Below are 21,541 nucleotides of genomic sequence, written 5' to 3'. Positions count from 1 at the left end.
TCTCCAGACCAGAGACAAGCCAAATGAATATTCAGTATGCATCCCGTATGGACGGCATCAAGCCGTCGGCTATCCGCAGCTTGAATACAAATCCCGAGATGATTTTCTTCGGTGGAGGATATCCCGATGGGGACGTTTTTCCGTTCGATGCGATCAAGACCGCCTTCGACGCGGCGATAGTAAATTCTGGCCGTGAGGCACTGCAATACTCTTTTTCTGTCGGTTTGCCGAAGCTGCGCCAGCAGATCGCGGACCGCATGAAACAGGAACACATCCGTTGCACGATGGACAACGTCCTTATCCTGCAGGGCGCACAGCAGGGGCTCGACCTTGTGGCACGTCTGCTGATCGACAAGGGCGATGTCATCATTACCGAGGCCCCGACATTTCTTGGCGCGCTTGGTGCGTTCGCGGCTTGCGAACCGCAATACGAAACCGTTCCGGTGGATGATGACGGCCTCGACACGGACGCTTTGGAAGCCCTTTTGATGCGCCAGCCTCGTGCAAAGCTGCTTTATACAATCCCGGATTATCACAACCCGACTGGCGTCACCATGACCCTGGAACGGAGAAAGGCCCTGATCCGGCTCGCGAACAAATACGGACTGATCATTTTGGAGGACACACCCTATCGCGAGGTGCATTTCGATGCGCCACCGCCGGTCCCGTTGAAAAGTCTGGATGAGGAGGGGCGCGTCATTTATCTCGGCAGCTTCTCGAAGATATTATCCCCTGGACTGCGGCTCGGCTGGACTGTCGCTTCCGAAGAGATCATTCATAAACTCACGCTGCTCAAGCTTGGCGCCGATACCCAGTGCAGCACCTTGAATATGACCGCAATTTCCAATCTCCTGGAAACCTATGATCTGGAGAAGCACATCGGAACCATCAGGAAACACTATAGGCACAAAAAGGATGTCATGCTTGATGCACTGCGTAGCGAACTGCCTCAGGGCATTCGTTTCACCGATCCTGCCGGTGGTCTGTTCACCTGGCTGACGTTCCCTGACGGTTTTGATGCACGAAAGTTTCTGATCGACTGCGCAATCCCGAAATTCGAGGTTGGCTATGTTCCGGGCGACCCGTTTTATGCGAAGGATCCCGAGATCAATCATGCACGGGTCAGCTTTTCCTCGGTACCGCTGGGGAACATCGAACCGGGTATCGCGCGTCTGGGGGAAGCATTGAGGAACTATGCCGCCGGATAGCATAGCATTGCCAGTATATCGAAGGTCAGATAGGAGAAGCGACGAGTTGGGGAAGGGTTTTTGTTTCCCGATTCTAAGTCGTAATTCACGGATTTGCTGAGGGGCTTCATGCCTATTTATGAGCTGGCGGCACTGGGGGCTGCTATCTGCTGGGCGCTCACGGGCCTCATCTCGGCTGGACCTGCTGGCCATTTGGGCGCACTGACCTTCAATCAGGTGCGCCAGATCTTCGTAAGCTGCCTGCTTATTGTCTATGTGATAGCAACCGGAACGTGGCAACAGATCCATTCTGGCAATGCTTTTCCGCTCATCCTGTCTGGCTTTATCGGCATCTTCCTGGGTGACACGATCCTCTTCGTGACCTTGAACCGGCTAGGGCCACGCCGATCCGGAATTCTGTTTGCAATGAATGCTCCCATTGCTGCCGTTCTGGGGTGGGTCGTGCTTGGTGAAAAACTCACGACTTCGGTTGTAGCCGGCATTACCCTCACCATTCTGGGTGTTTGCCTGGCGATATTCTTCAACAACCGTCGAACGCAGCTTCATCCCTGGGAGACGGTAAAAGGCTCCCTGATTGTCGGCTTATTGTTCGGTTTGCTTGCCGCACTTGGGCAAGCAGTCGGATCAATCATCGTGCGGCCGGTAATGGCAACCGGTATCGATCCGTTTCTGGCCTCGCTGCTGCGTGTCGGAACGGCGGCCTGCTGTCTCAGCTTCGTCTCGATGTTTCCCGTCGCAGCGTTTCGTCCACGCAATCCGCTGACGTGGCGGGTGACCTGCCTGACAGCGCTCTCGGGCTTTCTGTCGCTTGCCATGGGAATGACGCTGCTGCTCTTTGCCTTGTCAGGTGGGGAGACAGGCGTGGTCTCAACGATTTCCGCGACAACGCCAGTCATCATCCTTCCGCTATTGTGGTTGCGAACCGGGCAACGTCCTGCAGCCGGAGCGTGGTTGGGTGCCTTGTTCGTGGTCGCTGGCCTGGCGTGCATCATGTACTGATAGTTCAGTCAGATACCGCTAGAGCGCATCCCGAAAAGTGTGAAACGGTTTTCGGAACAAGATGCGCGTTAAAACAAACAGTTAGAGCGCCGATCTGATTCAATCAGATCGAAATGCGCTCTAGCTTCTGTCACTTTGACTTGCGAGCGAGCATCGCGGTTTTAAAAAAATACGCTTACGGGCGGATTAAAAACGCGCGACCGGTGTTGATGCTGGGACACGGCAAACATGGGAGGTCGTCATGTTCCGCCCCTTCGCTATCGCAATGGTCATAGCCGCGATGCCCGTCTCATCGCATGCCGATACGTTCGGTGTTGCCAGCGGGCATTATACCATTCAGCAGTCGTCACAAATCGCCTTTACCGTGAGCCAGGTCGGGGGTGGCGGTCTGGGCGGCTCGTTTGGCGAGTTTACGGGCAATCTGGAACTCGATGCGCAAAATCTCTCCAGGTCTTCCGTATCGCTTCGGCTCCGGCCCGCAAGCGTCGATGCAAAGCAACCCCGGATCACTGACTTTCTGAAGTCTTCCGCAGTGTTCGACGTTCGGAACTATCCAGTTCTGACTTTTGAATCGACACGGATTACGCAGACCGGCCCGCGCACGGCACGTATCGACGGGGTGCTGACGGCACGGGGTAAAACCCATGGCGAGACATTCTTTGCGGCCCTTGTCGGCAACGACGCCAAAACTGTTACGTTTCATGTGACCGGCGACGTGCTCCGTTCCCTATACGGAATGGATGTCGGCACACCGATCTATTCCAACGTAGTCAAATTCGAGATGAATCTGCGCGGAGCAAAATAATGTCTCCGGTTGCGGATTAATTTCAAGGGCGCGGTGTTGTCGTGAATGGAAGCAAGGACAATACCGCAAAGGAGGATTATTATGTGCAGACCGACAACATTTTTCATAGCCGTCGCTCTTATGACTGGCCTGCCGTTCGTTGCGCATACTGAAGATTACGCATCGGGTACCATAAAAACGATGAAAACGGCGAAAGGGGAGGTTCTCACGAACGCGAAAGGGATGACGCTTTACGTCTTCGACAAGGACACCAAAGGGACATCCAACTGTTACGATGACTGTGCGAAGAAATGGCCGCCGCTGAAGGCCGACGGAATGGCGACCGCCGGTGATGAGTTCAGTCTTGTTGCCCGTAAGGACGGTACGAAGCAATGGGCCTATGAAGAGAAGCCTCTCTATCTTTGGCAAGGCGATAAAAAGCCGGGTGATGTTTCCGGCGATGGCGTCGGCGGCGTCTGGCATGTCGCAAAGGATTGAGAAAGCCGGGTAACAAGGCATGTCGCGCTTCCTGGAAGAAATGGAAGAATGTGTTCCAGCGCTCCGGCGTTACGCCCGGGCGCTGACACATGACGCCGATCGGGCAGACGATCTTGTTCAGGATTGTCTGGAGCGCGCTATCCGCAAACGCAGCCTTTGGCAACCGTCCGGCCCCTTGCGTGCATGGCTGTTTCGAATGCTTATCAATCTTTGGCGAAACGAATTGCGCCACAGGCGACGCGCCCCGGATATTGCGCCGTTATCGAGCGTCACGATGGAACCGCAGGTTGCCAGCGCATCGCCCTCCCGGCTTGCTTTTGCCGAAACCGCGCGCGCAATACAGCTATTGTCTGCCGAACAACGAGAAGCGCTTTTGCTTATAGCAATTGAGGGCATGAGTTACACCGAGGCCGCCACGGTACTGGATATTCCGCTTGGCACACTGATGTCGCGGTTGGGGCGGGCGCGGGCCACATTACGCAAGCTTACAGAGGAGACAGGTGCGCAATTGAGGGCTGTGAAATGAAGAGTAACCTGATCAGCGACACCGAATTGCAGGCCTATGCTGATGGCTTTTTGAGCGAGGAGCGCCGTCAGGCAGTGGAGGCCGAGCTTTTATGCAATCCATCTTTGAAGTCGGAAGTTGCTATCTGGCAAAGACAGAACGAGACGTTGCGGGCATTATATGCCCCTGTCCTAGATGAACCGCTCCCCACACGACTTTTCCCCGACAATATCAACAAGCAGGTTCTCGTGGCGCGACAACAATGGTGGCGCATGGCCGCCGTTGCTGTGTTTCTGGTGGCGCTGGGAGGGCTCGGCGGTTGGTTCGGGCGCGATTTTTCCGGTCCCCCGCCGACGTCTGCATGGCCACTGGTAAGTGAGGCTATGGCGGCTCATACCCTTTACACCAGCGAAATCGTGCATCCTGTGGAAGTGAAAGCCGAGCAGGAGCAACATCTTTCTGCATGGCTCTCCAAGCGGCTTGATCGCGCCCTTACCATTCCCGATTTGCAGGCCGAAGGGCTTTCCCTGGTTGGTGGGCGCTTGCTGCCTGCCCAGAGCGGACCTGCGGCGCAACTGATGTATGAAGAGCGGGGAGGCAAGCGTGTCACGCTATTTATCGTGCCGTCGGACGATATGAAGGAGACGTCCTTGCGTTACCTGTCTCAGGATAACCTGGAGGCGCTTGTATGGACAGACAATGCCATCAGTTGTGCGCTTGTCGGCGACATGCCTCGCGCACGACTCCAGGAAATTGCCGTGAGTGCCTATAAACAGTTCGAATGAAACAGGTTTGAAGCCTTTCGGAAAGATTGTGATGTGGCGCAATACTGAAACCACATACGGATTGGTAGCGCAGCTTCTGCATTGGCTGATCGCCTGTCTGTTTATTCTTCAGATCGGTCTCGGCTTTCTCACACAGGCGACGGGTTCTGACCCCGTGCTCCAGTTCACGCTCTATCAATGGCACAAATCATTCGGTTTCACGATTTTCGGATTGGCACTTATCCGGGTGTTCTGGTTTGCAACGAGCATACATCCCCTGCCTTACAAGGATACGAACCGGCTGGAGGTACTGCTGGCAGGCGGCGCTCACCGAATGCTTTTGACAATGACCATCCTGATCCCGCTCACCGGATGGGCAGTTGTGTCTTCCTCGCCTCTCGATATCCCGAGCTATGTCTTCGACTTGTTCGTCATGCCGAATTTGCCATTGACCGTTTCAGACGCTGACGAAGCGTTCTGGTCGTGGCTGCACGCCATGCTCGTTTATGGCACCATCGCTATTGTCACGTTGCATGTTATTGCAGCGCTTCATCACCATCTTATCCGGCAAGATGGAACTCTACGAAGAATGGTCAGATTCCCTTTGCGCTCATCTAAAAATAGCGCGATTTCTCAATCACATCGGAACAAGTCCTAATAAAGAGATCGAGAATGATCACGCTCTCAGCGTATAGCCTGACGATTAGTGGCGACTTACCGCATACTATGTCGGGCGACCAGGTTTCATCCGGGCAGGCAGATGTCTTTATTTGGGATGAGGATGTATTGGGTCCACCCAATAGACCTCCTCGGGGTCTTCTATCGGATCGACGTCCGTGATGTTTACGACAACCGCTTCGTTGTCGGATCGAACCAAAACGCATTCCAGCACATTGTCTGGATCGGCATTTATCTCCTGATGGGGAACATAGGGTGGTACAAAGATAAAGTCGCCCGGTCCCGCTTCGGCCACATACTCCAGATGATCTCCCCATCGCATCCGTGCCTTGCCCCGAAGAACAAAAATGACGCTTTCAAGCGCGCCATGGTGATGGACGCCAGTCTTTGCATTGGGCTCGATTGCGACCGTTCCTGCCCAGATTTTCTGTGCTCCGACGCGCGCGTGATTGATCGCCGCCTGACGAAACATACCGGGTGTTTGTGCGGTATTCGGATCAAGCTGGTCGCCTTTGATCACACGTACGCCGTCGTGCTTCCATCGATCCGAATGTTCATGATGATCTTCACTCATGGTTTGCTCCTTGGCGCTGATCAGAAATGGCTCAGATGCTGAGCAGCATGCTTGATCAGTCTCCGTTTTCCGTCAAGAGTGTGTTTCCATGGATACTGATGGCCGTTTTCGTAGAGAACGTCCGCATCTGGTCGCGATCTTTTGAGATCGTTGTTGAGAGTATTATTTTCACATGACATGGACGTTGATCGGAGTATGAGGTAAAGCAAGAATAATATTTGCTTTCTATTGCTTTTGGGTGGAATCAGTGAACGTAATAGCATCAAGTCCCGCCAGAACGCGTTCCAAGTCTTACATAGCTGTGCTGCTCGTTCTGGGTTTCTCGCATCTTTTGAACGACTTGATGCAATCCCTGATTTCTGCATCTTATCCGATCCTCAAAGACGCCTATGCGCTCGACTTCGTGCAGATCGGGATGATCACCCTTACTTTCCAGATAGCCGGGTCTTTGCTTCAGCCGGTCATCGGGATGATTACCGACAAACGGCCCGCACCTTATTCGCCGGTAGTCGGTATGATGTTCACGCTTTCCGGGCTGGTGAGCCTGGCTTTCGCGCATAGTTATGCGGTGATACTTGTCTCTGTGGCGCTCATCGGTATTGGATCTTCGATTTTCCATCCCGAAGCCACGCGGATGGCTCGATATGCGGCGGGAGGGCGCCAGGGGCTTGCACAGGGTATTTTCCAGGTTGGCGGGCAGGCAGGCGGTTCGCTCGGACCTGTCTTTGCAGCACTGATACTTGTGCCGTGGGGGCAGCAAAGTCTTGCCTGGTTTGCCGTATTGGCATTGCTCGCGATGTCGCTCCTGGTCTGGATCGGCAGTAAACAGAAAGAAATTCGAGCGGCATTCGCTGCCGTGCGGGCAGGGGGCAGCGCAGGTGGGGAACCCATCCGCCATGCGCCCGCCACTATCGCTATCGGTCTGGTCGTATTGACCCTTTTGATGTTTACAAAGAACGCATATGGCGAAAGCTTTCGCTCATTCTACACGTTTTATCTGATGGACAAATTTGGCCTGTCCATTCCCTCTGCGCAGATGATGCTCTTTATCTTTCTTATGTCCTCTGCGGCAGGGGCATTGATCGGTGGCATCGTGGGAGACCGGATAGGCCGCTACAAGATTATCTGGATTTCTGTGCTGGGACCTCTGCCGCTGACATTGATGCTTCCCTATGTCGATTTGTTCTGGACGGGAGTTCTCACCGTTTTCATCAATCTGATTATGGCGAGCGCTTTCGCATCGATCCTTATCTATGCGATGGAACTCTTGCCCAATCGTATCGGACTTATTGGTGGCCTTTTTTATGGCTTGAATTTCGGGCTTGGAGGTATTGCTGCTGCAATTCTCGGCGTGCTTGCAGATCAATATGGCGTGGAAACCGTTTACCGGTTGTGCTCCTATCTGCCATTGTTTGGACTTCTGGCGTGGTTCTTGCCAAAAATTCATGAGCCCCAATCGGGACACTGATAGACTTATCGTTCATTTGATAGCGTGCCGGGGCCGGCGAACGACCCTTACCATTCCGCTGCCCCCGCCTCCGCAGAAAAAACGGTCGCCGCCATCGGATTCAAGCCCCGAAACGCCGGTTCCGGTCGGCATGTCCAATCGCTCGAGCACGGCACCTGTTTTCTGATCGATGCGGCGAATGTCGCTCCCGTTGCCTTCCCAGGTGCCGTGCCAAAGTTCGCCGTCGACCCAGGTCACGCCTGTGACGAACCGATCGGATTCGATCGTACGCAGCACTTCTCCGGTCTCGGGATCCACCTGGTGTATCTTGCGACCGCGATGCTGTCCGACCCAGAGCGATCCCTCCGCCCACGCCAGACCGGAATTTCCGCCGTCTCCGGGCGCCGGTATTACGGCCACAACTTCACCGGTCCTGGGGTCGATCTTGCGGATCATGGCATCGCCGATCTGGAACAGGTGCTCGCCGTCGAATGCAGTTCCTGCATCGGCGACGACGTCGAGCGAACGCAGGATTTCCCCGCTTTCGGGATCAAGAGCATTGAGTCTGCTGCCGGTTGCGAACCAGACTTGATTGCCGTCGAAGCTGACCCCGGCGACGTCATCTGCATCGGGGAAGGGGCCATATTCACGGATGATTTCGGCAGTTGAGTGTTTCATGTCGTCATCCTAGCTGTAAATCCGTGTAGTGGGGAGCAACAAGCTTGTCGGGAATCCGGGCACGCCCGATGCGATCCAGCGGCACGCCCGCCCGCGTCCGAACGTCTCGACCTTGCCGTCGCGGGCAAGCTCTTCGAGTGCTCGCTGCACCGTGCGCGGGCTAACGTTCAACGCCAGCGCCAATGCCGAACTCGACCAGGCTTCCCCATCGCCGAGCAAAGCGAGGACTTCGGCACGGTCGCCTTCTACGCGCGGCGCCAGAACGGCAACATTGCGGGTGGTGTAGGGCTGCAGAACAAAACCGTCCCTGGTTGCACTCAGTGTGGCAAGCGGTTTGACAGCTTCGCGCAGCCGGGCAATTTCAACGCGCAGTCGCGCACGGTGCGATGCATCGGCATGTCGTGCGCCGAAAGCGCGCTTGAGAAGCGTTTCGCGTGCAACATCCTCCGGCCAGGCCTCCGCCAGAGCGCGCATGAGCTTAAGCAGTACCGGACGAGTGGCGAGAGGAACGATCGTTGTCCCTCCACGCACCGCATTGCGGCAGGCGTCCACGATCAGCGTATCGGTAGCCAAAAGCCTTTCGACTTCTCCGAGATGGAGCAAGCGCTCGGCGCCGCCGGTGATCAAGCGCGCTGCCGGTGTCCCGAAGGCTCGTACAGCGCGCTCGACCTCGACCGAGAGTGCTGGAATGCGCGCGTCTGTCGCTGCCTGCATTGCCCGTTCCAGAGCAGTTTTCGCAGGCGCTGTCCTGATGCGACGGATGGCTATGCCCGCCGCCACCAGTTCGCGCCCGGCCAGCGACGCGTACGGTAGAGCGCTGGCATCGAACGCACCGAGTACCGCTTCGGCTTCATCAAGGTGACCGATCAGGAGAAGGTGCCGGGCTTCGAGATAGCCGGCATGAGCCGCGTTCCTTCGGTCGCCGGAAGTTTCAAGGACTATCCGGGCTGCATTGAGCGTTTGCAACGAGCGCCCGAGATCGCGCGAAACAAGTGCGATCTCGGCTTCGGCAACGGCACAACGCGCACGGGCTACAAGTTCTTTCGGGCCGAACATACGCGCTGCGCTTCGCAGAAGCGCTCTGGCGCGCGCGAAGTCACCGAGTTGCGCCATTGCGATGCCTCGCAATGCCAGCGCCGGTGGGTCATCGCGCAATGCGATCCTTTTCAGCGCCGCGAGGGGATCACCAGCCGAGAGAGCACTTGCGGCGGTAGCGATCAGCGAGTCCATTGAAATCCCGTCACACTTGTAACTCCCACGCACGCCTCCATCCGAGCTAGCTTCATTGTATCGCAACCGCTGGAAACGGCAATTCGATGGGAGACGCAGATATGCCAATGTGCACTGTAACGGAAAGGGACGGTTCGCCGCCGGGATCGGCGAGCGATGCGACCAGTTGGATCGGGCTCGCCGCCACCCCGACATTTGCGCTGATGGCTTGGATTTCTGCAGTCGGCTCGCAGGACATGACGATGTGCTCTGGCGCATCGACGTTCTTCCCCGTCAACGACATGGCCGTGATGTACGCGCTGATGAGCCTCTTTCACCTGACGCCTTGGACGAAGCTTTTTGCAGCCCGTTTGCAGCGCCCCAATACTCAAACCATAGGAGACTGACAATGCAACACACTGTTGTTTCACACGATGAATGGCTGACCGCCCGCCGGGACTTCCTGAAAGCAGAGAAGGAATTGACGCATCTTCGCGACAAGGTTGTCCGGCAGCGGCTCGCCCTGCCTTGGGTGCGTATCGACAAGGAATACGTCTTCGATACGCCGGAGGGCTCACGCACGCTGGCTGATCTCTTCGATGGCCGCTCGCAACTTCTGGTACAGCATTTCATGTTCGCGCCGGGATGGAAGGAAGGCTGTCCCAGTTGTTCCTTCATGGCCGACCACGCCGACGGTATGAACAAGCACCTTGCGCATCACGACGTCACCATGATCGCTGTCTCCCGCGCGCCGCTTGCCGACATCGAACGTTACCGCAAGCGCATGGGCTGGCAGTTCAAATGGGTGTCGTCCTTCGACACCGATTTCAACTACGACTTCCGGGTAAGTTTTGAACCCGATGAGGTCGCCAGCGGAAAAATAGACTACAACTTCGGCGAATGGCAGGAAACTGGTGCAGAATGGCCAGGTGTCAGCGCCTTCTACAAGGATGACAAGGGCGAGGTCTTCCGTACCTATTCCACCTATGGACGCGGCGTTGAGGTAATGATGGGCACCTACAATATGCTCGATCTCGCTCCGAAAGGCCGCAATGAGGTTGGGGGAATGGACTGGGTCCGTCGCCACGATCGTTATGAGTAAGACGGCGGCCCCATCGAAATGATTGAAACAGATACTTAGAGCGTCGATCTGATTAAGTCAGATCGGCGCTCCAGCGCCACGGTCACATCAAAAGTCGTTTTGCTGTGTCCTCATCGGTTATCAGTCCATTGATTATGCGTCCGTGCAAGGCCGCCTTTAACGGAACCAGCTTGCGTTCTCCCGAAGCAACGCAAATTCTCGGTCGATCAACGCCAATCTGTGGTGCGACGCTCGTGGTTCGCAGATTGGTGGCGCCGTCCAATATTCTTCCTTCCGCGTCGAAAGCCCAACCGCAGATTTCCCCAACTGCACCGAGGCGATTGAGTTCGAATAGTTCGTCCCGATTGAGAAATCCCTCTTTGGACAGAGGAGAGTCGGCGGACAGATCGCTAATACCGGTTAGCCACAGGTCTGCTGTCGTCGCAAGCTCATGAACCCGGCGCACAGGCTCTATTGAGAGCAGAACGTCTCTCTCTACAGAGGAGGGGAGATAAAGCGGCAGGAGGAGGGGAAAATGTTGGGCATTCACAGTTTCTGAAAGCTTGATCAGAGCATCGAATGGGCTTGCGGATCCATCGATCCCGATGTGCCCTACAAGCGAAACCAGTCGGTGAGTGGAGCCATTCAACGGCGAAACACGTTGAACTGTTGCCCGCATCGTGCGCCCGGTTCCCACTGCCATAACAATGGCGTTGCGTGATCGTAATTGACGTTCAATCAAAACGGCAGCAGCTTCCGGGACAGCGGTCGATACGTCCGGCCATGTTCCTTCAGAGGGCACAACCTCGCAATAAACCAGTTCGAATTTGTCTGTAAGCCTGCTGGACAGTTCCATGCAGTCGGCTATCGGATGGTTCATCCGGAATGTAATAAGACCTTCGGATCGACATTGGGAAACGAAGCGTTGGGCGGTAGGCCGGGAAACGCCAAGCATTTGTGCAATTTCGTCCTGAGTCTTGCCGGCAATGTAATATAGCCAGCCAGCCCTTGCGGCGTCGTCCAGTTTAGGCTTTTCGTTATCGGCCATCGGAGGAAATATCTTTCAATAAGGCGGGCAGGTCAGCGGCGCTCATCAGAATATGATCGGCACCCGCATCGCGCAATGCCTCCGTATTGTCCAGCACCGTATAATGGCTGCCGCCAGTAAAGCCGATTGCTGTCATTCCAGCCGCCTTGGCTGCCTGCACGCCACTACGGCTGTCTTCAACGACGACACACCGTGAGGGCTTCGCGCCCATTTTGCCGGCTGCAAATAGAAAGAGATCGGGTGCGGGCTTGCCATGCTTCACCATTGTCGTGCTGAAGATATTGCCTTTAAACAGCGACAACAGACCCGTTTTCCCCAATGAGATGTCGAGACGCTCTTCGTCGCTGGACGATGCGACACAGTACGGAAGAGCGATTGCCTCAATCGCGTCCTGAATACCATCAACCGCGACGAGCTCCAGCTCGAAGCGCTTGAAGAGGCTCTCTCGCCAGTTCGTTACAAAATCTTCCGGCAAGGCTCTGCCCGCGCGCCGCACAAACTCGTCCGTTACCGCAGAAGCGGGGCGGCCGAGAAAATTGCGCATCACATATTCAAGTTCTGTCGGGACACCGTATTGGGTCAAAACCTCCGCGACAGCACCGCAGCCGATTATCTCACTGTCGACCAGTACGCCGTCACAGTCAAAAATGACGAGATCGAAATCCCCGGAATTGCTTGCGTGAAGGGTAGCTGCCATGGAGAGAATCCTGAGATTATGATTATAATGAGAGCGTATGATAAATCTCAAGCGACCAAAAGATCAACCGGCGAAGTGCCTGATGCTTAAGGATTTAAGTACTTATCCGAAAAATATTGCAGATTATAGTTGTAAACGTCTCGATATGGAGGAGTGAGAGTAACTGGAAAAACAGGCTGGACAAACACAATTCAGAGCGTATGCTCACAATTCAAGCACTTGATCGGTATTGGGAGGAAGCGATGAAGCGTCTTTTAGTAGCAGCTATGCTGGCAGGCAGTTCAATGCTGGTCAGTATGACGGCAGAGGCCAAGACCCAGATCGAATTCTGGCATGCAATGGGAGGCGTGCTTAACGATCGTGTCGGCGAACTGGCAAAGCAGTTCAACGAAACGCAGGATCAGTACACTGTCGTTCCGGTCAATAAGGGCAGTTACGAAGAACTCATCAATGCGATGATTGCCGCTTATCGGGCGAAGCGCGCGCCGACCATTGTCCAGACGAACGAGCGTGCATTCCTCACGATGCTGAATTCCAGCGCGGTCATTCCCGTCACGGATCTGATGAGCAAAGAGGGGTACACTATCGACTGGAGCACGGTGATAGCTCCGGTTGCTGCCTATTACAGCGACAAGGGAAAACTGCAGGCGCTGCCCTTCAATTCGTCGACGCCCATTCTTTGGTACAATGAAGAGCATTTCAAGGCTGCCGGTTTCGACAAACCCTCGGACAACTGGCAAGAGCTTACCCAACAGCTACACGCGATTCATGACAAAGGCGTCTCACAATGCGCGATGTCTCTGCCCGGTGACTATGAGTGGAGCTTTCTCGAGAATTATTCGGCTGTGAATGATTTCCCCTATGGCACGAAACGAAATGGTATCGACGGGATCGATACGGAGTTTGTGTTCAACAAACACCTCGGTACCCAGGTCGAGCGTATGCATGATCTAATCTCCAGCGGCGTCATGGAGATCGCGGGGCAGGGTGTTCAGCCCGTCCAGTTGTTCACATCTGGCACCTGTTCGACCATAATTGCCTCTACAGCCTCCCATGCCGCCGTGGAGGCTTCGGCGAAATTCCCGTGGAATGCGACTTTTCTTCCGCATGAGAAAGACCGTACTCCCCATAACAGCGTCATCGGTGGCGGTGCCTTATGGACCATGAAAGGCCATTCCGAAGACGAATATAAAGGCGCTGCGGCTTTCTTCGATTTTCTGGCCAAACCCGAGACACAGGTCTGGTGGAGCAAGAATACGGGCTATGTTCCCGTTACAACCACGGCTTATGATGCGTTGAAAAAGGAAGGCTATTTCGAGCAGCACCCGACCCGCGCGATTGCCATCGAACAACTCATGCGGAAACCGAATTCGGACAATTCGATGGGATTCCGTTTCGGCAATTCCAATCAGGCGAATGTTCTGATCATGGAAGAAGTGATGGCCGCAGCATTGGGTCAGAAGACGACCCAGGAAGCTCTGGATTCCGCCGTCGCCCGCGGTAACGAAGTGCTCCGCCGCTTCGAAAAGCTGAACGCTGGAAAGTGATGCGATGATTTCCCTACGTGGACGTGCTTTGCGCTTCCGCTCCCTTGCGGAGCGGAAGGAAAGCGGGTTGAAGCGCGCGCATTTCCAGGAGTTGAGAACACCAATCCTGCTTCTTTTGCCTCAGTTGCTGGTTTTGCTGTTCTTTTTCTTTATTCCGTCGTTTCGTGCGCTTATTCAGGCGTTTCAGTTGAACGATCCATTCGGCGGGTCTGTGCAGTGGGTGGGATTTGCCAATTTCACTGCGTTGTTTGCAAGTGCGCCCTACTGGGCATCGGCCAAGCTGACGCTGTGGTTTACACTCTGGCAAAATGCCATAACGCTGTCGGTTGCTCTCCTGTTTGCCTTTGCTACAAACCATATCATCCGCGCACGTGGAACATATCGCACAATACTATTGCTTCCCTACGCCATTGCTCCCGCTGTCGCTGGGATCATGCTGGCGTTTCTCTTCAATACGCGTGTGGGCCCGATCTCCCAGATGATGCATATGATGGGGATCGGCTGGGACCCGACCAAGAATTCGACGGATGCAATGATCCTCATTGTGCTAGCCGCTTCGTGGAAGCACATCTGCTACAATTATATCTTTCTCGCCGCAGCTCTCCTGGCTGTGCCGCGTTCGATTCTGGAATCCGCTGCCATCGACGGCGCCGGCCCGTTGCGGCGGTTCCAGCGCATTTCACTGCCAATGATCGCGCCGACGCTGTTCTTTCTGGTCGTCATCAATTTCGTTTATGGCCTGTTCGACACCTTTGCCATCATCGACGCAACGACGCGCGGCGGACCTGCGGGCGCGACCTCGATCCTTGTTTACAAGGTTTACCAGGATGGCTTCGTCAATCTGGATATGGGGTCGTCAGCCGCCCAATCCGTCATTCTCATGATCCTCGCTCTCGCCCTCACTTTTGCCCAGTTTCGACTGGTCGAGCGGCGCGTCAACTATGCGGTTTGAGTTATGAATGAGCGCACTCCAGTCCTCGATGCGGTTTGCCATGCGATTCTGATACTCGGGATCGTCCTGGTTTGTCTCCCGCTGTATTTTGTTCTGGTCACGAGTTCCTTGAGCCAGCAGGATGTGCTCAAAGTTCCGTTGAGCTGGCTTCCCGGCGATCAGTTCTTCGTCAATTCGCGCGAAGTTTTGAACACGATCAATTTTGGCCAGCTTCTGGTGAATACATTTATCGTGGCGCTCGGAATCACCATCGGCAAACTGGTTTTGTCCCTGCTTGCAGCATTTGCCGTGACCTACTTTCGGTTTCCTTTCCGGATGACCGCTTTCTGGCTGATATTCATATCGATGATGCTGCCGATCGAGGTCCGTATTGTTCCGACCTATGAATCTGCCGCCAACATGGCGCTACCGTTGAACATTCTTTTCGGCTGGCTCGGCATAGCGGTCGAGTTGAACTGGAATATGGTCAATACCTATCCGGGCCTCATCCTTCCGATCATCGCATCGGCAACCGCCACATTCCTGTTTAGGCAATTCTTCCTGACAATTCCGGACGATCTGTGCGAGGCGGCCCGTATCGACGGCGCCAAGCCGATGCAGTTCTTCCTTCGAATTCTACTGCCATTGTCGCGGTCAAATATCGTGGCATTGTCGATCATCCTGTTCCTCATGGGCTGGAACCAGTATCTCTGGCCGTTGCTCATGACGACGGACCCCAGCATGGCGACAGCGGTGGTCGGCCTGAAACAGGTTATGCCGCAGTCCGACGGACTGCCAACATGGCATCTTCTTATGAACGCTTCCCTCTGGACCATGCTGCCACCTGTACTTGTAATCCTTGTTATGCAGCGGTGGTTCGTCAAAGGCCTTGTCGACAGCGGAAAATAATACAACCGGAGAAATTCAAATGGTTAAGATCATCGGCCATCGTGGCGGTCGAAATTTGTGGGCTGAGAACAGCCTTGCCGGCTTCCGTAATCTGCTGGCCCTCGATGTGGATGCCGTGGAACTGGATGTCCACTTGAGTTCCGACGGGGTTCCGGTTGTGATCCATGACCCTTTGCTCGACCGGACGACGAACGGGCGAGGGCCTGTTCAGGCTCAAAGTGCAGAAGCGCTCGGACAAATTGTTCTGAACGATAGCCGTGGCGAGACGATTCCAACTCTTGCAGCGGTGCTGGATATTTTTGCGCCGACCCGACTGGAGCTGGAACTGGAGATTAAAATCGACGAACGGGGCGTGCCTTATCCCGATCTGCCGGAGAAAATCATCGCGCTGGCTGAAGAACGCGGCATGATCGATCGCGTCTTTCTCACCTGTTTCGTTCCGGAAGTTCTGGAAGATATTCATTGTCGGTTTCCCCAACAGCAATTGCTCATGTCGATAGATCGCCGTTCGGCCGAATTCTTCGGTGGCTTCGACAAGGTGCTCAAGCGAGGCATCGACACGGCCACGATACTGGCATTTGAGAAAAGTCTGCTGGAAAACGTGCTGGAGCAGTGTGTTGCAGAAGTGGGAGCGGCGAGGCTGGGGTGCTGGGTTCCCAACACCGAAACCGAACTGGAATACTGGATGTCCAAGCCGATAGGTCAATTGACCACGGATCGCCCGGATCTGGCCGTTCTGGTGGCGGGGCGGCAAAATCGGACAGCATCAGGGCAGAAAGGTTGAGCAAATGGCTTCGGTCGAGCTTCATTCAATCCGCAAATGCTATGGCAATGTGGAGGTCATCCCGAACGTTGATCTAACGATTGCAGATGAGGAGTTTGTGGCGCTTGTCGGGCCGTCCGGCTGCGGCAAGTCCACGCTGCTCCGAATGATCGCGGGGCTTGAACAGATTACCGCGGGTGACTTGTTGATCGGCGAAAGAAATGTCAATCGTGCCAACCCGAGTGATCGGGATGTTGCGATGGTTTTTCAAAACTACGCCCTCTACCCGCATATGACGGTTTTCGACAACATTGCGTTTAATCTTCAACTCGCAGGTCGCCCGAAAACCGAAATAAAGGAACGTGTGGCAGACGCTGCTCGAATGCTCGACCTTACCGATCTTCTGGATCGCAAACCGCACCAGCTTTCGGGTGGACAGCGCCAGCGTGTTGCGATGGGACGTGCAGTCGTACGCAAACCTTCAGTTTTTCTGTTCGATGAACCTCTATCCAATCTGGATGCAAAACTGCGTGTCCTGATGCGAGCCGAGATCAAGGAATTGCATCAGAAAGTACGCACGACATCGATTTATGTAACACACGACCAGATAGAGGCGATGACATTGGCCGACCGGGTTGTCGTTCTGAACAAGGGAAGGATTGAACAGCAAGGAACGCCGATGGAGCTTTACACACGCCCGGCAAATGTTTTTGTTGCCGGATTTATCGGCTCACCTTCAATGAATTTTCTCGAAGCTTCGGTTGAGCGAGATGGTTCAGGAAGCGGCGCCCGTATCGGTGACGCCTTGCTTCCATTGCCTGAAGGCGCATTGCAGGCCGGGCAGAAAATAATACTGGGGATGCGACCTGAACACCTGCAGATTGGATCGGATGGCGGTTTGCCGGCCAGAGTTAGGCTGGTTGAGCCGACGGGCGCTCAGACACATATCGTTCTTGAAGTGGGCGAAGAAAAGCTGATGGCGACCGTTGAAGGAGAGACGCGTTACGCGGCAGGCGACAAAGTGGGGCTGAATATTTCCTCCCACCGCATGCATTTGTTCGATCACTCCAGCCAGATGCGGATAAACTAAGGCGCTTTCATTGGAGATACAAAGACCTGATCCGACGGGCGGCAAGGCCTTGTAAAATACATCTTTTGCTCGTCGATACGTTTAAGTTCCATAATACATATTATCTGATCGATATGGTACTGCGGGTGGCCTCCACTTACCTCCCTTTAGAGCTCATCCTTTGCACGACGTGCTATAAGGTCGACTGAATCAGCTTCGGGCACGATCAATATGGTGGGCTATGAAACCAGCAATCAAGCAGCTCCTTCCCGGTTTTGAAATGCAGGAGGTGCAAACGAACGATGTCCGTTTCGCCGTCATGCGCGGCGGAAAAGGCCTGCCTGTCCTGTTGCTGCACGGTTATCCTGAAACCATGGCCGCATGGCATCGCATTGCACCGGAATTGGCGCAATTCTGTACTGTCGTCATACCGGATTTACCGGGCTATGGGCGCAGCCGCATCACTTCCAATCCCACCGGCGCAGGGTCGAAACGGCGCATGGCTGCAAGCCTGGTGGAGTTGATGCAGACGCTCGGCCACGACCGGTTCGTTGTAATCGGCCATGATCGCGGCGGTCGGGTTGCCTATCGCATGGCGCTCGATGATCCTGACAAGGTGCTTGGGCTGGTATCCGTTACTGTCGTGCCGACACCGGAAATGTGGGAAGGTGCCAGCAAGGCTTTTGGCATGGGTGCCTGGCACTGGTTCATGCTTGCCCAGCCCGAACCGCTGCCGGAAATGCTGTTATCCGGCAATCCCCGTTTCATGATCGATACGACCTTGCAGAAGATGGCGCATGGTCTCGACAAGCTGCATCCCCTCGCTCTTGCTGACTATCGGGAAGCCTTCGAGAATGCTGAAGTCCGGCACCGGATATGCGAGGACTACCGCGCAGGTGCTGGCGTGGATGAAGCCGACGATCTTGCCGATCGGGCGGCTGGACGGCGTATCCACGCGCCGGTTCTGGTCTTCTGGGAAGAAGGCCGACGCTATGGCGGCGGGCGTGAACCGCTCGATATCTGGGCAGACTGGGCCACCAATATTGAGGGCGAAGGACTGGCTGGTGGGCATCTGCTGCCCGAGACCGCATCCGGTCCAATATTGGCTCGGTTAGGCCCGTTTCTCCGTAAGATCGATAGCCGCGAGTTTGGAACTTAGCCGTTAATATTATTGAAAATCGTGCCACGTGGCTTTATGCGAAAGCAATCTTCCATATTTTTCCGTGGTAGAGACGTAACGAAATTTTGTTTGCCGGGTGTAACAGGAAAGTTCTGGTGCCAGGCCGACACCTGCATCGGAGGAGAGCCAGAATGGATTTCACCCTGACACGCCGTCAGACATTGATGGGACTTGGTGCGTTGGGCATCAGCACCGCTTTCGGCTCCCCTGCCCGCGCTGCGACGCGAAATCTGGCTGTTCTTCATCTGGCGAGCCACGCGCCGAGTTACATCGCTTATGAGCGTGGTTATTTCAAAGATGCCGGTCTCGATATCGAACTGAAGTTCTTCGAAGCCGCCCAGCCCATGGCAGTCGCCATCGCATCCGGCGATGCCGATTTCGGCGTGACGGCAATGAGCGGTGGCCTCATCAGTCTGGCTGACAAGGGGGCAATCAAGGTAATCGGTGGCGCGCTTGCGGAAGAAAAAGGCATCACCGGCAATGTCATCCTGGCCTCTAACAAGGCCTATGAAGCCGGGCTGACTGAACCGTCCAAACTGGCAGGACACAGTTTTGGTATCACCACGGCTGGATCGTCGTTTCATTTCATGGCGCACAAGATCGCCAAGGCCAACAATATTCCGCTTTCCGAAATCCAGCTCCGCCCGTTGCAGAAACTCGGTGCCGTAGTCGGCGCTCTGTCAACCGGGCAGATCGATTCCTGGGCCATCCAGCCCAATATCGCCAAGAAACTTATTCGCGAAGGCGCTGCCAAGCAGATCGGTCTCGTCTCCGATTATGCGCCGGATTATCAGGTCACGACGGCCTTCACTTCCACCAGGAATGCGAGCGACGAGCGCGCCATGACGGAAGCCTTCGTCAAAGCCTATTCCAAGGCAATCGACGATTATAATGCGGCCTTCGTCGACAACACCGCAGACGATGCGGCGCGCGATGACATTGCAAAGATCGTGCACAAATATGTCGAAAGCGACAGTCCGTTTGAAACTGCAAAACAAAACCTGATTGATGGCGCAATGCGCATCAATAAGGGACTGGCCCTGTCGCTCAACAGTTGTGTGGAGCAGCTCGACTGGTTCCGATCCGAAGGCATGGTCAAGGAAGATGTCACGCAGGAAAAGCTGTTCGACACATCCTACGTCAAGACAATCTGAGATTGAGCATTCAGTGTCCGGCGGTTTTGCCGGGCACTAAATCCGACAACGGACATCTCAAACCGGGATGCTATTGTCGGAGGGTGGACTTTCCGACTGGAGTTGAAATGGATCTGCAACTAAAAAATATCAGCCATTCTTATGGTCCGGTCGAAGTTCTGAACGATATATCGCTCACCATTCCGCAAGGGCAGATTGTCTGCCTGATCGGCCCTTCGGGCTGTGGAAAGTCCACGCTCCTGCGTTTTCTGGGTGGCCTGGAAAAGCCATCCTCGGGCGAAGTGCTGCAGATCGGTTCGCCGCCGAAGGATTCGCTCAACCCCCTCACCTATGTTTTCCAGCACTTTGCGCTGCTGCCATGGCGCAGTGTGAAAGGAAACATCAAGCTGGTGCTGGAGGATCACGGTCTTGGCCGGGCCGAAATGGACAGGATCGTCACCAATGTTCTGGAGCGGACCCGACTCTCGGATTTCCGTGAGGCTTTGCCTAAACAGCTTTCCGGCGGCATGCGCCAGCGTGTGGCGATTGCGCGTGCCTTGTCGGTGCGCCCTGCCGTCATGCTGATGGATGAACCCTTGTCGGCGCTCGATAGCCAGACACGGGAATTGCTGATGGATGATCTGATTGCGCTGTGGACGCGCCAGCCATTCACATCTGTCTATGTCACGCACAATCTCAACGAGGCCGTGCGGCTCGGCCATCGGGTCGTGGTCCTGTCGCGGAGGCCGGGGCGGATCAGGGAAATTGTCGACATCGATATTCCCCTTTCCGAGCGTCATCTTGGCGACCCCGTTCTGGAAGAAAAGCAGAAGCATCTCTGGGAGCTGATGCGGGCGGAAGCGCAGGCAGCGGATCAGGAGTTGATCAATGGTTGAGATTACAGAGATCAAGCCGTCCAGCCAGGATATTCGCCCGGTTCCTTTCCGTGGTGGCGGCTTTGCGCCCCAGCCGGTGCGTCATATAGCCTTGATCCTGTTCATTGCACTGCTTGCGCTGGCAGAAGTTGGAACCCGTAGCGGCTTCATATCCAATCTGACATTGCCGCGTCCGTCTGCGGTGTTCGAAACCTTCGTCCAGCTCTGGCAGACTGGCCTGTTGTGGCAGCATCTGCTGCCGTCGCTGCGGCGGCTGGTCGTCGGTGCGAGCCTTGGCATCGCGGTTGGTGTCGGTCTCGGTGTAATGATCGGCTTGTTCAGCTATGTGCGGGCCGGTCTGGTACCGCTCGTGGCGGCCCTCTTCCCGATCCCGAAGATCGCGCTTCTGCCGCTCTTCGTGATCTGGTTTGGCATCGATGAAATGTCGAAATATATGCTTATCGCTTTCGGGACTTTTACGCCAACCGTGGTCGCCACTTATGGCGCAGTTGATAATGTTGACCGTTCGCTTGTGCGCATGGGACAGAGTTTTGGCCTCGAATGGTGGTCGATCGTGCGCAAGATCATCCTGCCCGGCGCTTTCCCTGCGATCCTGTCGGGATTGCGGGTGTCGATCTCCATCGCCATCATCCTGCTGGTCGCAGCGGAAATGCTCGGCGCCCAGTTCGGCATCGGCTCTTATATTCTTGAAGCCGGATCACTTTACGATCTTGAAAAGCTGTTTGCCGGGGTCACGATCCTGTCGGTGATGGGGCTGATCGTCAATTTCGTCATCGGACAGATCGAGAAGCGCTTCCTGACCTGGCGCGGCTGATTGTAACAATATTTCGTATAGACTTATTTTTGTCGATAGAATGAAATGCCTTGTCCGCTTTTCGTTGCATGTTGTTGCCGGGACGTTATACGAAGGGATTCTATCGCAAATTTTTGCGCCTCACTTATG

General features: G+C 55.1%; 24 protein-coding genes. 19 read left to right on the top strand and 5 right to left on the bottom strand.

All coding sequences use genetic code 11. The annotated features are described in order from the left end of the window. The first annotated feature begins 23 nt into the window (after window positions 1-23). The 7 genes from ACYSN1_RS09210 (at window position 24) to ACYSN1_RS09180 (ending at window position 5,416) form a co-directional block, all read left to right on the top strand. Window positions 24-1,208, top strand: coding sequence for an aminotransferase-like domain-containing protein (locus tag ACYSN1_RS09210; protein ID WP_461725400.1), 1,185 nt, complete (start codon window positions 24-26; stop codon window positions 1,206-1,208). A gap of 108 nt (window positions 1,209-1,316) precedes the next feature. Further along, entirely contained in the window at window positions 1,317-2,207 is an 891-nt protein-coding gene (locus ACYSN1_RS09205; RefSeq protein ID WP_461725399.1) for a DMT family transporter, read from the top strand. 241 nt (window positions 2,208-2,448) lie between these two features. Beyond that, window positions 2,449-3,012 carry a YceI family protein gene (locus ACYSN1_RS09200; protein WP_461725398.1) on the top strand — a complete coding sequence of 188 codons (564 nt, stop codon included), beginning with the start codon at window positions 2,449-2,451 and terminating at the stop codon, window positions 3,010-3,012. 81 nt (window positions 3,013-3,093) lie between these two features. Further along, the gene (locus ACYSN1_RS09195) at window positions 3,094-3,489 is read left to right on the top strand and encodes a COG4315 family predicted lipoprotein (protein WP_461725397.1); all 396 of its coding nucleotides are present in this window, start codon (window positions 3,094-3,096) and stop codon (window positions 3,487-3,489) included. Between the two features lie 19 nt (window positions 3,490-3,508). Continuing rightward, window positions 3,509-4,015 carry a sigma-70 family RNA polymerase sigma factor gene (locus tag ACYSN1_RS09190; RefSeq protein ID WP_461725396.1) on the top strand — a complete coding sequence of 169 codons (507 nt, stop codon included), beginning with the start codon at window positions 3,509-3,511 and terminating at the stop codon, window positions 4,013-4,015. After that, a complete protein-coding gene (locus ACYSN1_RS09185) occupies window positions 4,012-4,779 on the top strand; it encodes an anti-sigma factor family protein (protein ID WP_461725395.1) in 768 nt (255 codons plus the stop codon). The genes ACYSN1_RS09190 and ACYSN1_RS09185 overlap by 4 nt, the downstream gene beginning before the upstream one ends. Window positions 4,780-4,810: 31 nt before the next feature. Then, a complete protein-coding gene (locus ACYSN1_RS09180; protein ID WP_461725394.1) occupies window positions 4,811-5,416 on the top strand; it encodes a cytochrome b in 606 nt (201 codons plus the stop codon). A gap of 108 nt (window positions 5,417-5,524) precedes the next feature. Here the strand turns inward: ACYSN1_RS09180 and ACYSN1_RS09175 are convergent, their stop codons facing one another. Continuing rightward, window positions 5,525-6,010: a cupin domain-containing protein gene (locus ACYSN1_RS09175; RefSeq protein WP_461725393.1), complete on the bottom strand. Its 486-nt coding sequence runs from the start codon at window positions 6,008-6,010 to the stop codon at window positions 5,525-5,527. Between the two features lie 238 nt (window positions 6,011-6,248). Here ACYSN1_RS09175 and ACYSN1_RS09170 point away from each other — a divergent pair, with 238 nt between their 5' ends. Then, window positions 6,249-7,478, top strand: coding sequence for an MFS transporter (locus tag ACYSN1_RS09170; protein WP_461725392.1), 1,230 nt, complete (start codon window positions 6,249-6,251; stop codon window positions 7,476-7,478). Window positions 7,479-7,490: 12 nt separating this feature from the next. Here the strand turns inward: ACYSN1_RS09170 and ACYSN1_RS09165 are convergent, their stop codons facing one another. Together ACYSN1_RS09165 and ACYSN1_RS09160 are read right to left on the bottom strand one after the other, a co-directional pair. Continuing rightward, window positions 7,491-8,135 carry a Vgb family protein gene (locus ACYSN1_RS09165; protein WP_461725391.1) on the bottom strand — a complete coding sequence of 215 codons (645 nt, stop codon included), beginning with the start codon at window positions 8,133-8,135 and terminating at the stop codon, window positions 7,491-7,493. 9 nt (window positions 8,136-8,144) lie between these two features. Beyond that, window positions 8,145-9,365 (bottom strand): helix-turn-helix domain-containing protein, encoded by a 1,221-nt coding sequence (locus ACYSN1_RS09160; protein WP_461725390.1) that lies wholly within the window; start codon window positions 9,363-9,365, stop codon window positions 8,145-8,147. Window positions 9,366-9,466: 101 nt separating this feature from the next. On the opposite strand from ACYSN1_RS09160, the gene ACYSN1_RS09155 reads away from it, so the two are divergent. Together ACYSN1_RS09155 and ACYSN1_RS09150 are read left to right on the top strand one after the other, a co-directional pair. Beyond that, the gene (locus ACYSN1_RS09155; protein WP_461725389.1) at window positions 9,467-9,751 is read left to right on the top strand and encodes a hypothetical protein; all 285 of its coding nucleotides are present in this window, start codon (window positions 9,467-9,469) and stop codon (window positions 9,749-9,751) included. 2 nt (window positions 9,752-9,753) lie between these two features. Next, on the top strand, window positions 9,754-10,446 hold the full coding sequence (locus ACYSN1_RS09150; protein ID WP_461725388.1) for a DUF899 domain-containing protein: 693 nt from the start codon (window positions 9,754-9,756) through the stop codon (window positions 10,444-10,446). 82 nt (window positions 10,447-10,528) lie between these two features. Here ACYSN1_RS09150 and ACYSN1_RS09145 read toward each other — a convergent pair whose 3' ends face one another. Further along, the gene (locus ACYSN1_RS09145; RefSeq protein WP_461725387.1) at window positions 10,529-11,473 is read right to left on the bottom strand and encodes a sugar-binding transcriptional regulator; all 945 of its coding nucleotides are present in this window, start codon (window positions 11,471-11,473) and stop codon (window positions 10,529-10,531) included. Beyond that, window positions 11,463-12,170: an HAD family hydrolase gene (locus ACYSN1_RS09140; RefSeq protein WP_461725386.1), complete on the bottom strand. Its 708-nt coding sequence runs from the start codon at window positions 12,168-12,170 to the stop codon at window positions 11,463-11,465. The genes ACYSN1_RS09145 and ACYSN1_RS09140 overlap by 11 nt, the downstream gene beginning before the upstream one ends. Window positions 12,171-12,412: 242 nt before the next feature. Here ACYSN1_RS09140 and ACYSN1_RS09135 point away from each other — a divergent pair, with 242 nt between their 5' ends. From ACYSN1_RS09135 to ACYSN1_RS09095, 9 genes are all read left to right on the top strand, one after another. Then, on the top strand, window positions 12,413-13,717 hold the full coding sequence (locus ACYSN1_RS09135) for an extracellular solute-binding protein (protein ID WP_461725385.1): 1,305 nt from the start codon (window positions 12,413-12,415) through the stop codon (window positions 13,715-13,717). A gap of 4 nt (window positions 13,718-13,721) precedes the next feature. After that, a complete protein-coding gene (locus ACYSN1_RS09130) occupies window positions 13,722-14,669 on the top strand; it encodes an ABC transporter permease subunit (RefSeq protein ID WP_461725384.1) in 948 nt (315 codons plus the stop codon). Window positions 14,670-14,672: 3 nt separating this feature from the next. Next, a complete protein-coding gene (gene ugpE / locus ACYSN1_RS09125; RefSeq protein ID WP_461725383.1) occupies window positions 14,673-15,557 on the top strand; it encodes a sn-glycerol-3-phosphate ABC transporter permease UgpE in 885 nt (294 codons plus the stop codon). 19 nt (window positions 15,558-15,576) lie between these two features. Beyond that, complete coding sequence (locus tag ACYSN1_RS09120) at window positions 15,577-16,341, top strand: glycerophosphodiester phosphodiesterase family protein (protein WP_461725382.1); 765 nt, start codon at window positions 15,577-15,579, stop codon at window positions 16,339-16,341. A gap of 4 nt (window positions 16,342-16,345) precedes the next feature. After that, on the top strand, window positions 16,346-17,410 hold the full coding sequence (locus tag ACYSN1_RS09115) for an ABC transporter ATP-binding protein (protein WP_461725381.1): 1,065 nt from the start codon (window positions 16,346-16,348) through the stop codon (window positions 17,408-17,410). A gap of 220 nt (window positions 17,411-17,630) precedes the next feature. Then, entirely contained in the window at window positions 17,631-18,548 is a 918-nt protein-coding gene (locus tag ACYSN1_RS09110; protein ID WP_461725380.1) for an alpha/beta hydrolase, read from the top strand. A gap of 152 nt (window positions 18,549-18,700) precedes the next feature. Next, window positions 18,701-19,723 carry an ABC transporter substrate-binding protein gene (locus tag ACYSN1_RS09105; RefSeq protein ID WP_461725379.1) on the top strand — a complete coding sequence of 341 codons (1,023 nt, stop codon included), beginning with the start codon at window positions 18,701-18,703 and terminating at the stop codon, window positions 19,721-19,723. A 107-nt stretch (window positions 19,724-19,830) separates the two neighbouring features. Next, complete coding sequence (locus ACYSN1_RS09100) at window positions 19,831-20,598, top strand: ABC transporter ATP-binding protein (protein ID WP_461725378.1); 768 nt, start codon at window positions 19,831-19,833, stop codon at window positions 20,596-20,598. Then, entirely contained in the window at window positions 20,591-21,412 is an 822-nt protein-coding gene (locus tag ACYSN1_RS09095; protein ID WP_461725377.1) for an ABC transporter permease, read from the top strand. The genes ACYSN1_RS09100 and ACYSN1_RS09095 overlap by 8 nt, the downstream gene beginning before the upstream one ends. Window positions 21,413-21,541 lie beyond the last annotated feature (129 nt).

The sequence above is a fragment of the Brucella sp. LJL56 genome (assembly GCF_054871705.1).
Note: the sequence above shows the minus strand (reverse complement) of the source record. Positions and strands in the feature narration are given on the sequence as shown.

Excerpts from the sequence above, each read along its gene's own strand:
- ACYSN1_RS09165 (WP_461725391.1), bottom strand. The coding sequence starts at position 8,135 with ATGAAACACTCAACTGCCGAAATCATCCGTGAATATGGCCCCTTCCCC.
- ugpE (WP_461725383.1), top strand. The coding sequence starts at position 14,673 with ATGAATGAGCGCACTCCAGTCCTCGATGCGGTTTGCCATGCGATTCTG.
- ACYSN1_RS09175 (WP_461725393.1), bottom strand. The coding sequence starts at position 6,010 with ATGAGTGAAGATCATCATGAACATTCGGATCGATGGAAGCACGACGGC.
- ACYSN1_RS09180 (WP_461725394.1), top strand. The coding sequence starts at position 4,811 with ATGTGGCGCAATACTGAAACCACATACGGATTGGTAGCGCAGCTTCTG.
- ACYSN1_RS09205 (WP_461725399.1), top strand. The coding sequence starts at position 1,317 with ATGCCTATTTATGAGCTGGCGGCACTGGGGGCTGCTATCTGCTGGGCG.
- ACYSN1_RS09160 (WP_461725390.1), bottom strand. The coding sequence starts at position 9,365 with ATGGACTCGCTGATCGCTACCGCCGCAAGTGCTCTCTCGGCTGGTGAT.
- ACYSN1_RS09155 (WP_461725389.1), top strand. The coding sequence starts at position 9,467 with ATGCCAATGTGCACTGTAACGGAAAGGGACGGTTCGCCGCCGGGATCG.
- ACYSN1_RS09115 (WP_461725381.1), top strand. The coding sequence starts at position 16,346 with ATGGCTTCGGTCGAGCTTCATTCAATCCGCAAATGCTATGGCAATGTG.
- ACYSN1_RS09095 (WP_461725377.1), top strand. The coding sequence starts at position 20,591 with ATGGTTGAGATTACAGAGATCAAGCCGTCCAGCCAGGATATTCGCCCG.
- ACYSN1_RS09185 (WP_461725395.1), top strand. The coding sequence starts at position 4,012 with ATGAAGAGTAACCTGATCAGCGACACCGAATTGCAGGCCTATGCTGAT.
- ACYSN1_RS09140 (WP_461725386.1), bottom strand. The coding sequence starts at position 12,170 with ATGGCAGCTACCCTTCACGCAAGCAATTCCGGGGATTTCGATCTCGTC.
- ACYSN1_RS09190 (WP_461725396.1), top strand. The coding sequence starts at position 3,509 with ATGTCGCGCTTCCTGGAAGAAATGGAAGAATGTGTTCCAGCGCTCCGG.
- ACYSN1_RS09135 (WP_461725385.1), top strand. The coding sequence starts at position 12,413 with ATGAAGCGTCTTTTAGTAGCAGCTATGCTGGCAGGCAGTTCAATGCTG.
- ACYSN1_RS09195 (WP_461725397.1), top strand. The coding sequence starts at position 3,094 with ATGTGCAGACCGACAACATTTTTCATAGCCGTCGCTCTTATGACTGGC.
- ACYSN1_RS09100 (WP_461725378.1), top strand. The coding sequence starts at position 19,831 with ATGGATCTGCAACTAAAAAATATCAGCCATTCTTATGGTCCGGTCGAA.
- ACYSN1_RS09200 (WP_461725398.1), top strand. The coding sequence starts at position 2,449 with ATGTTCCGCCCCTTCGCTATCGCAATGGTCATAGCCGCGATGCCCGTC.
- ACYSN1_RS09120 (WP_461725382.1), top strand. The coding sequence starts at position 15,577 with ATGGTTAAGATCATCGGCCATCGTGGCGGTCGAAATTTGTGGGCTGAG.
- ACYSN1_RS09130 (WP_461725384.1), top strand. The coding sequence starts at position 13,722 with ATGATTTCCCTACGTGGACGTGCTTTGCGCTTCCGCTCCCTTGCGGAG.
- ACYSN1_RS09105 (WP_461725379.1), top strand. The coding sequence starts at position 18,701 with ATGGATTTCACCCTGACACGCCGTCAGACATTGATGGGACTTGGTGCG.
- ACYSN1_RS09210 (WP_461725400.1), top strand. The coding sequence starts at position 24 with ATGAATATTCAGTATGCATCCCGTATGGACGGCATCAAGCCGTCGGCT.
- ACYSN1_RS09145 (WP_461725387.1), bottom strand. The coding sequence starts at position 11,473 with ATGGCCGATAACGAAAAGCCTAAACTGGACGACGCCGCAAGGGCTGGC.
- ACYSN1_RS09110 (WP_461725380.1), top strand. The coding sequence starts at position 17,631 with ATGAAACCAGCAATCAAGCAGCTCCTTCCCGGTTTTGAAATGCAGGAG.
- ACYSN1_RS09150 (WP_461725388.1), top strand. The coding sequence starts at position 9,754 with ATGCAACACACTGTTGTTTCACACGATGAATGGCTGACCGCCCGCCGG.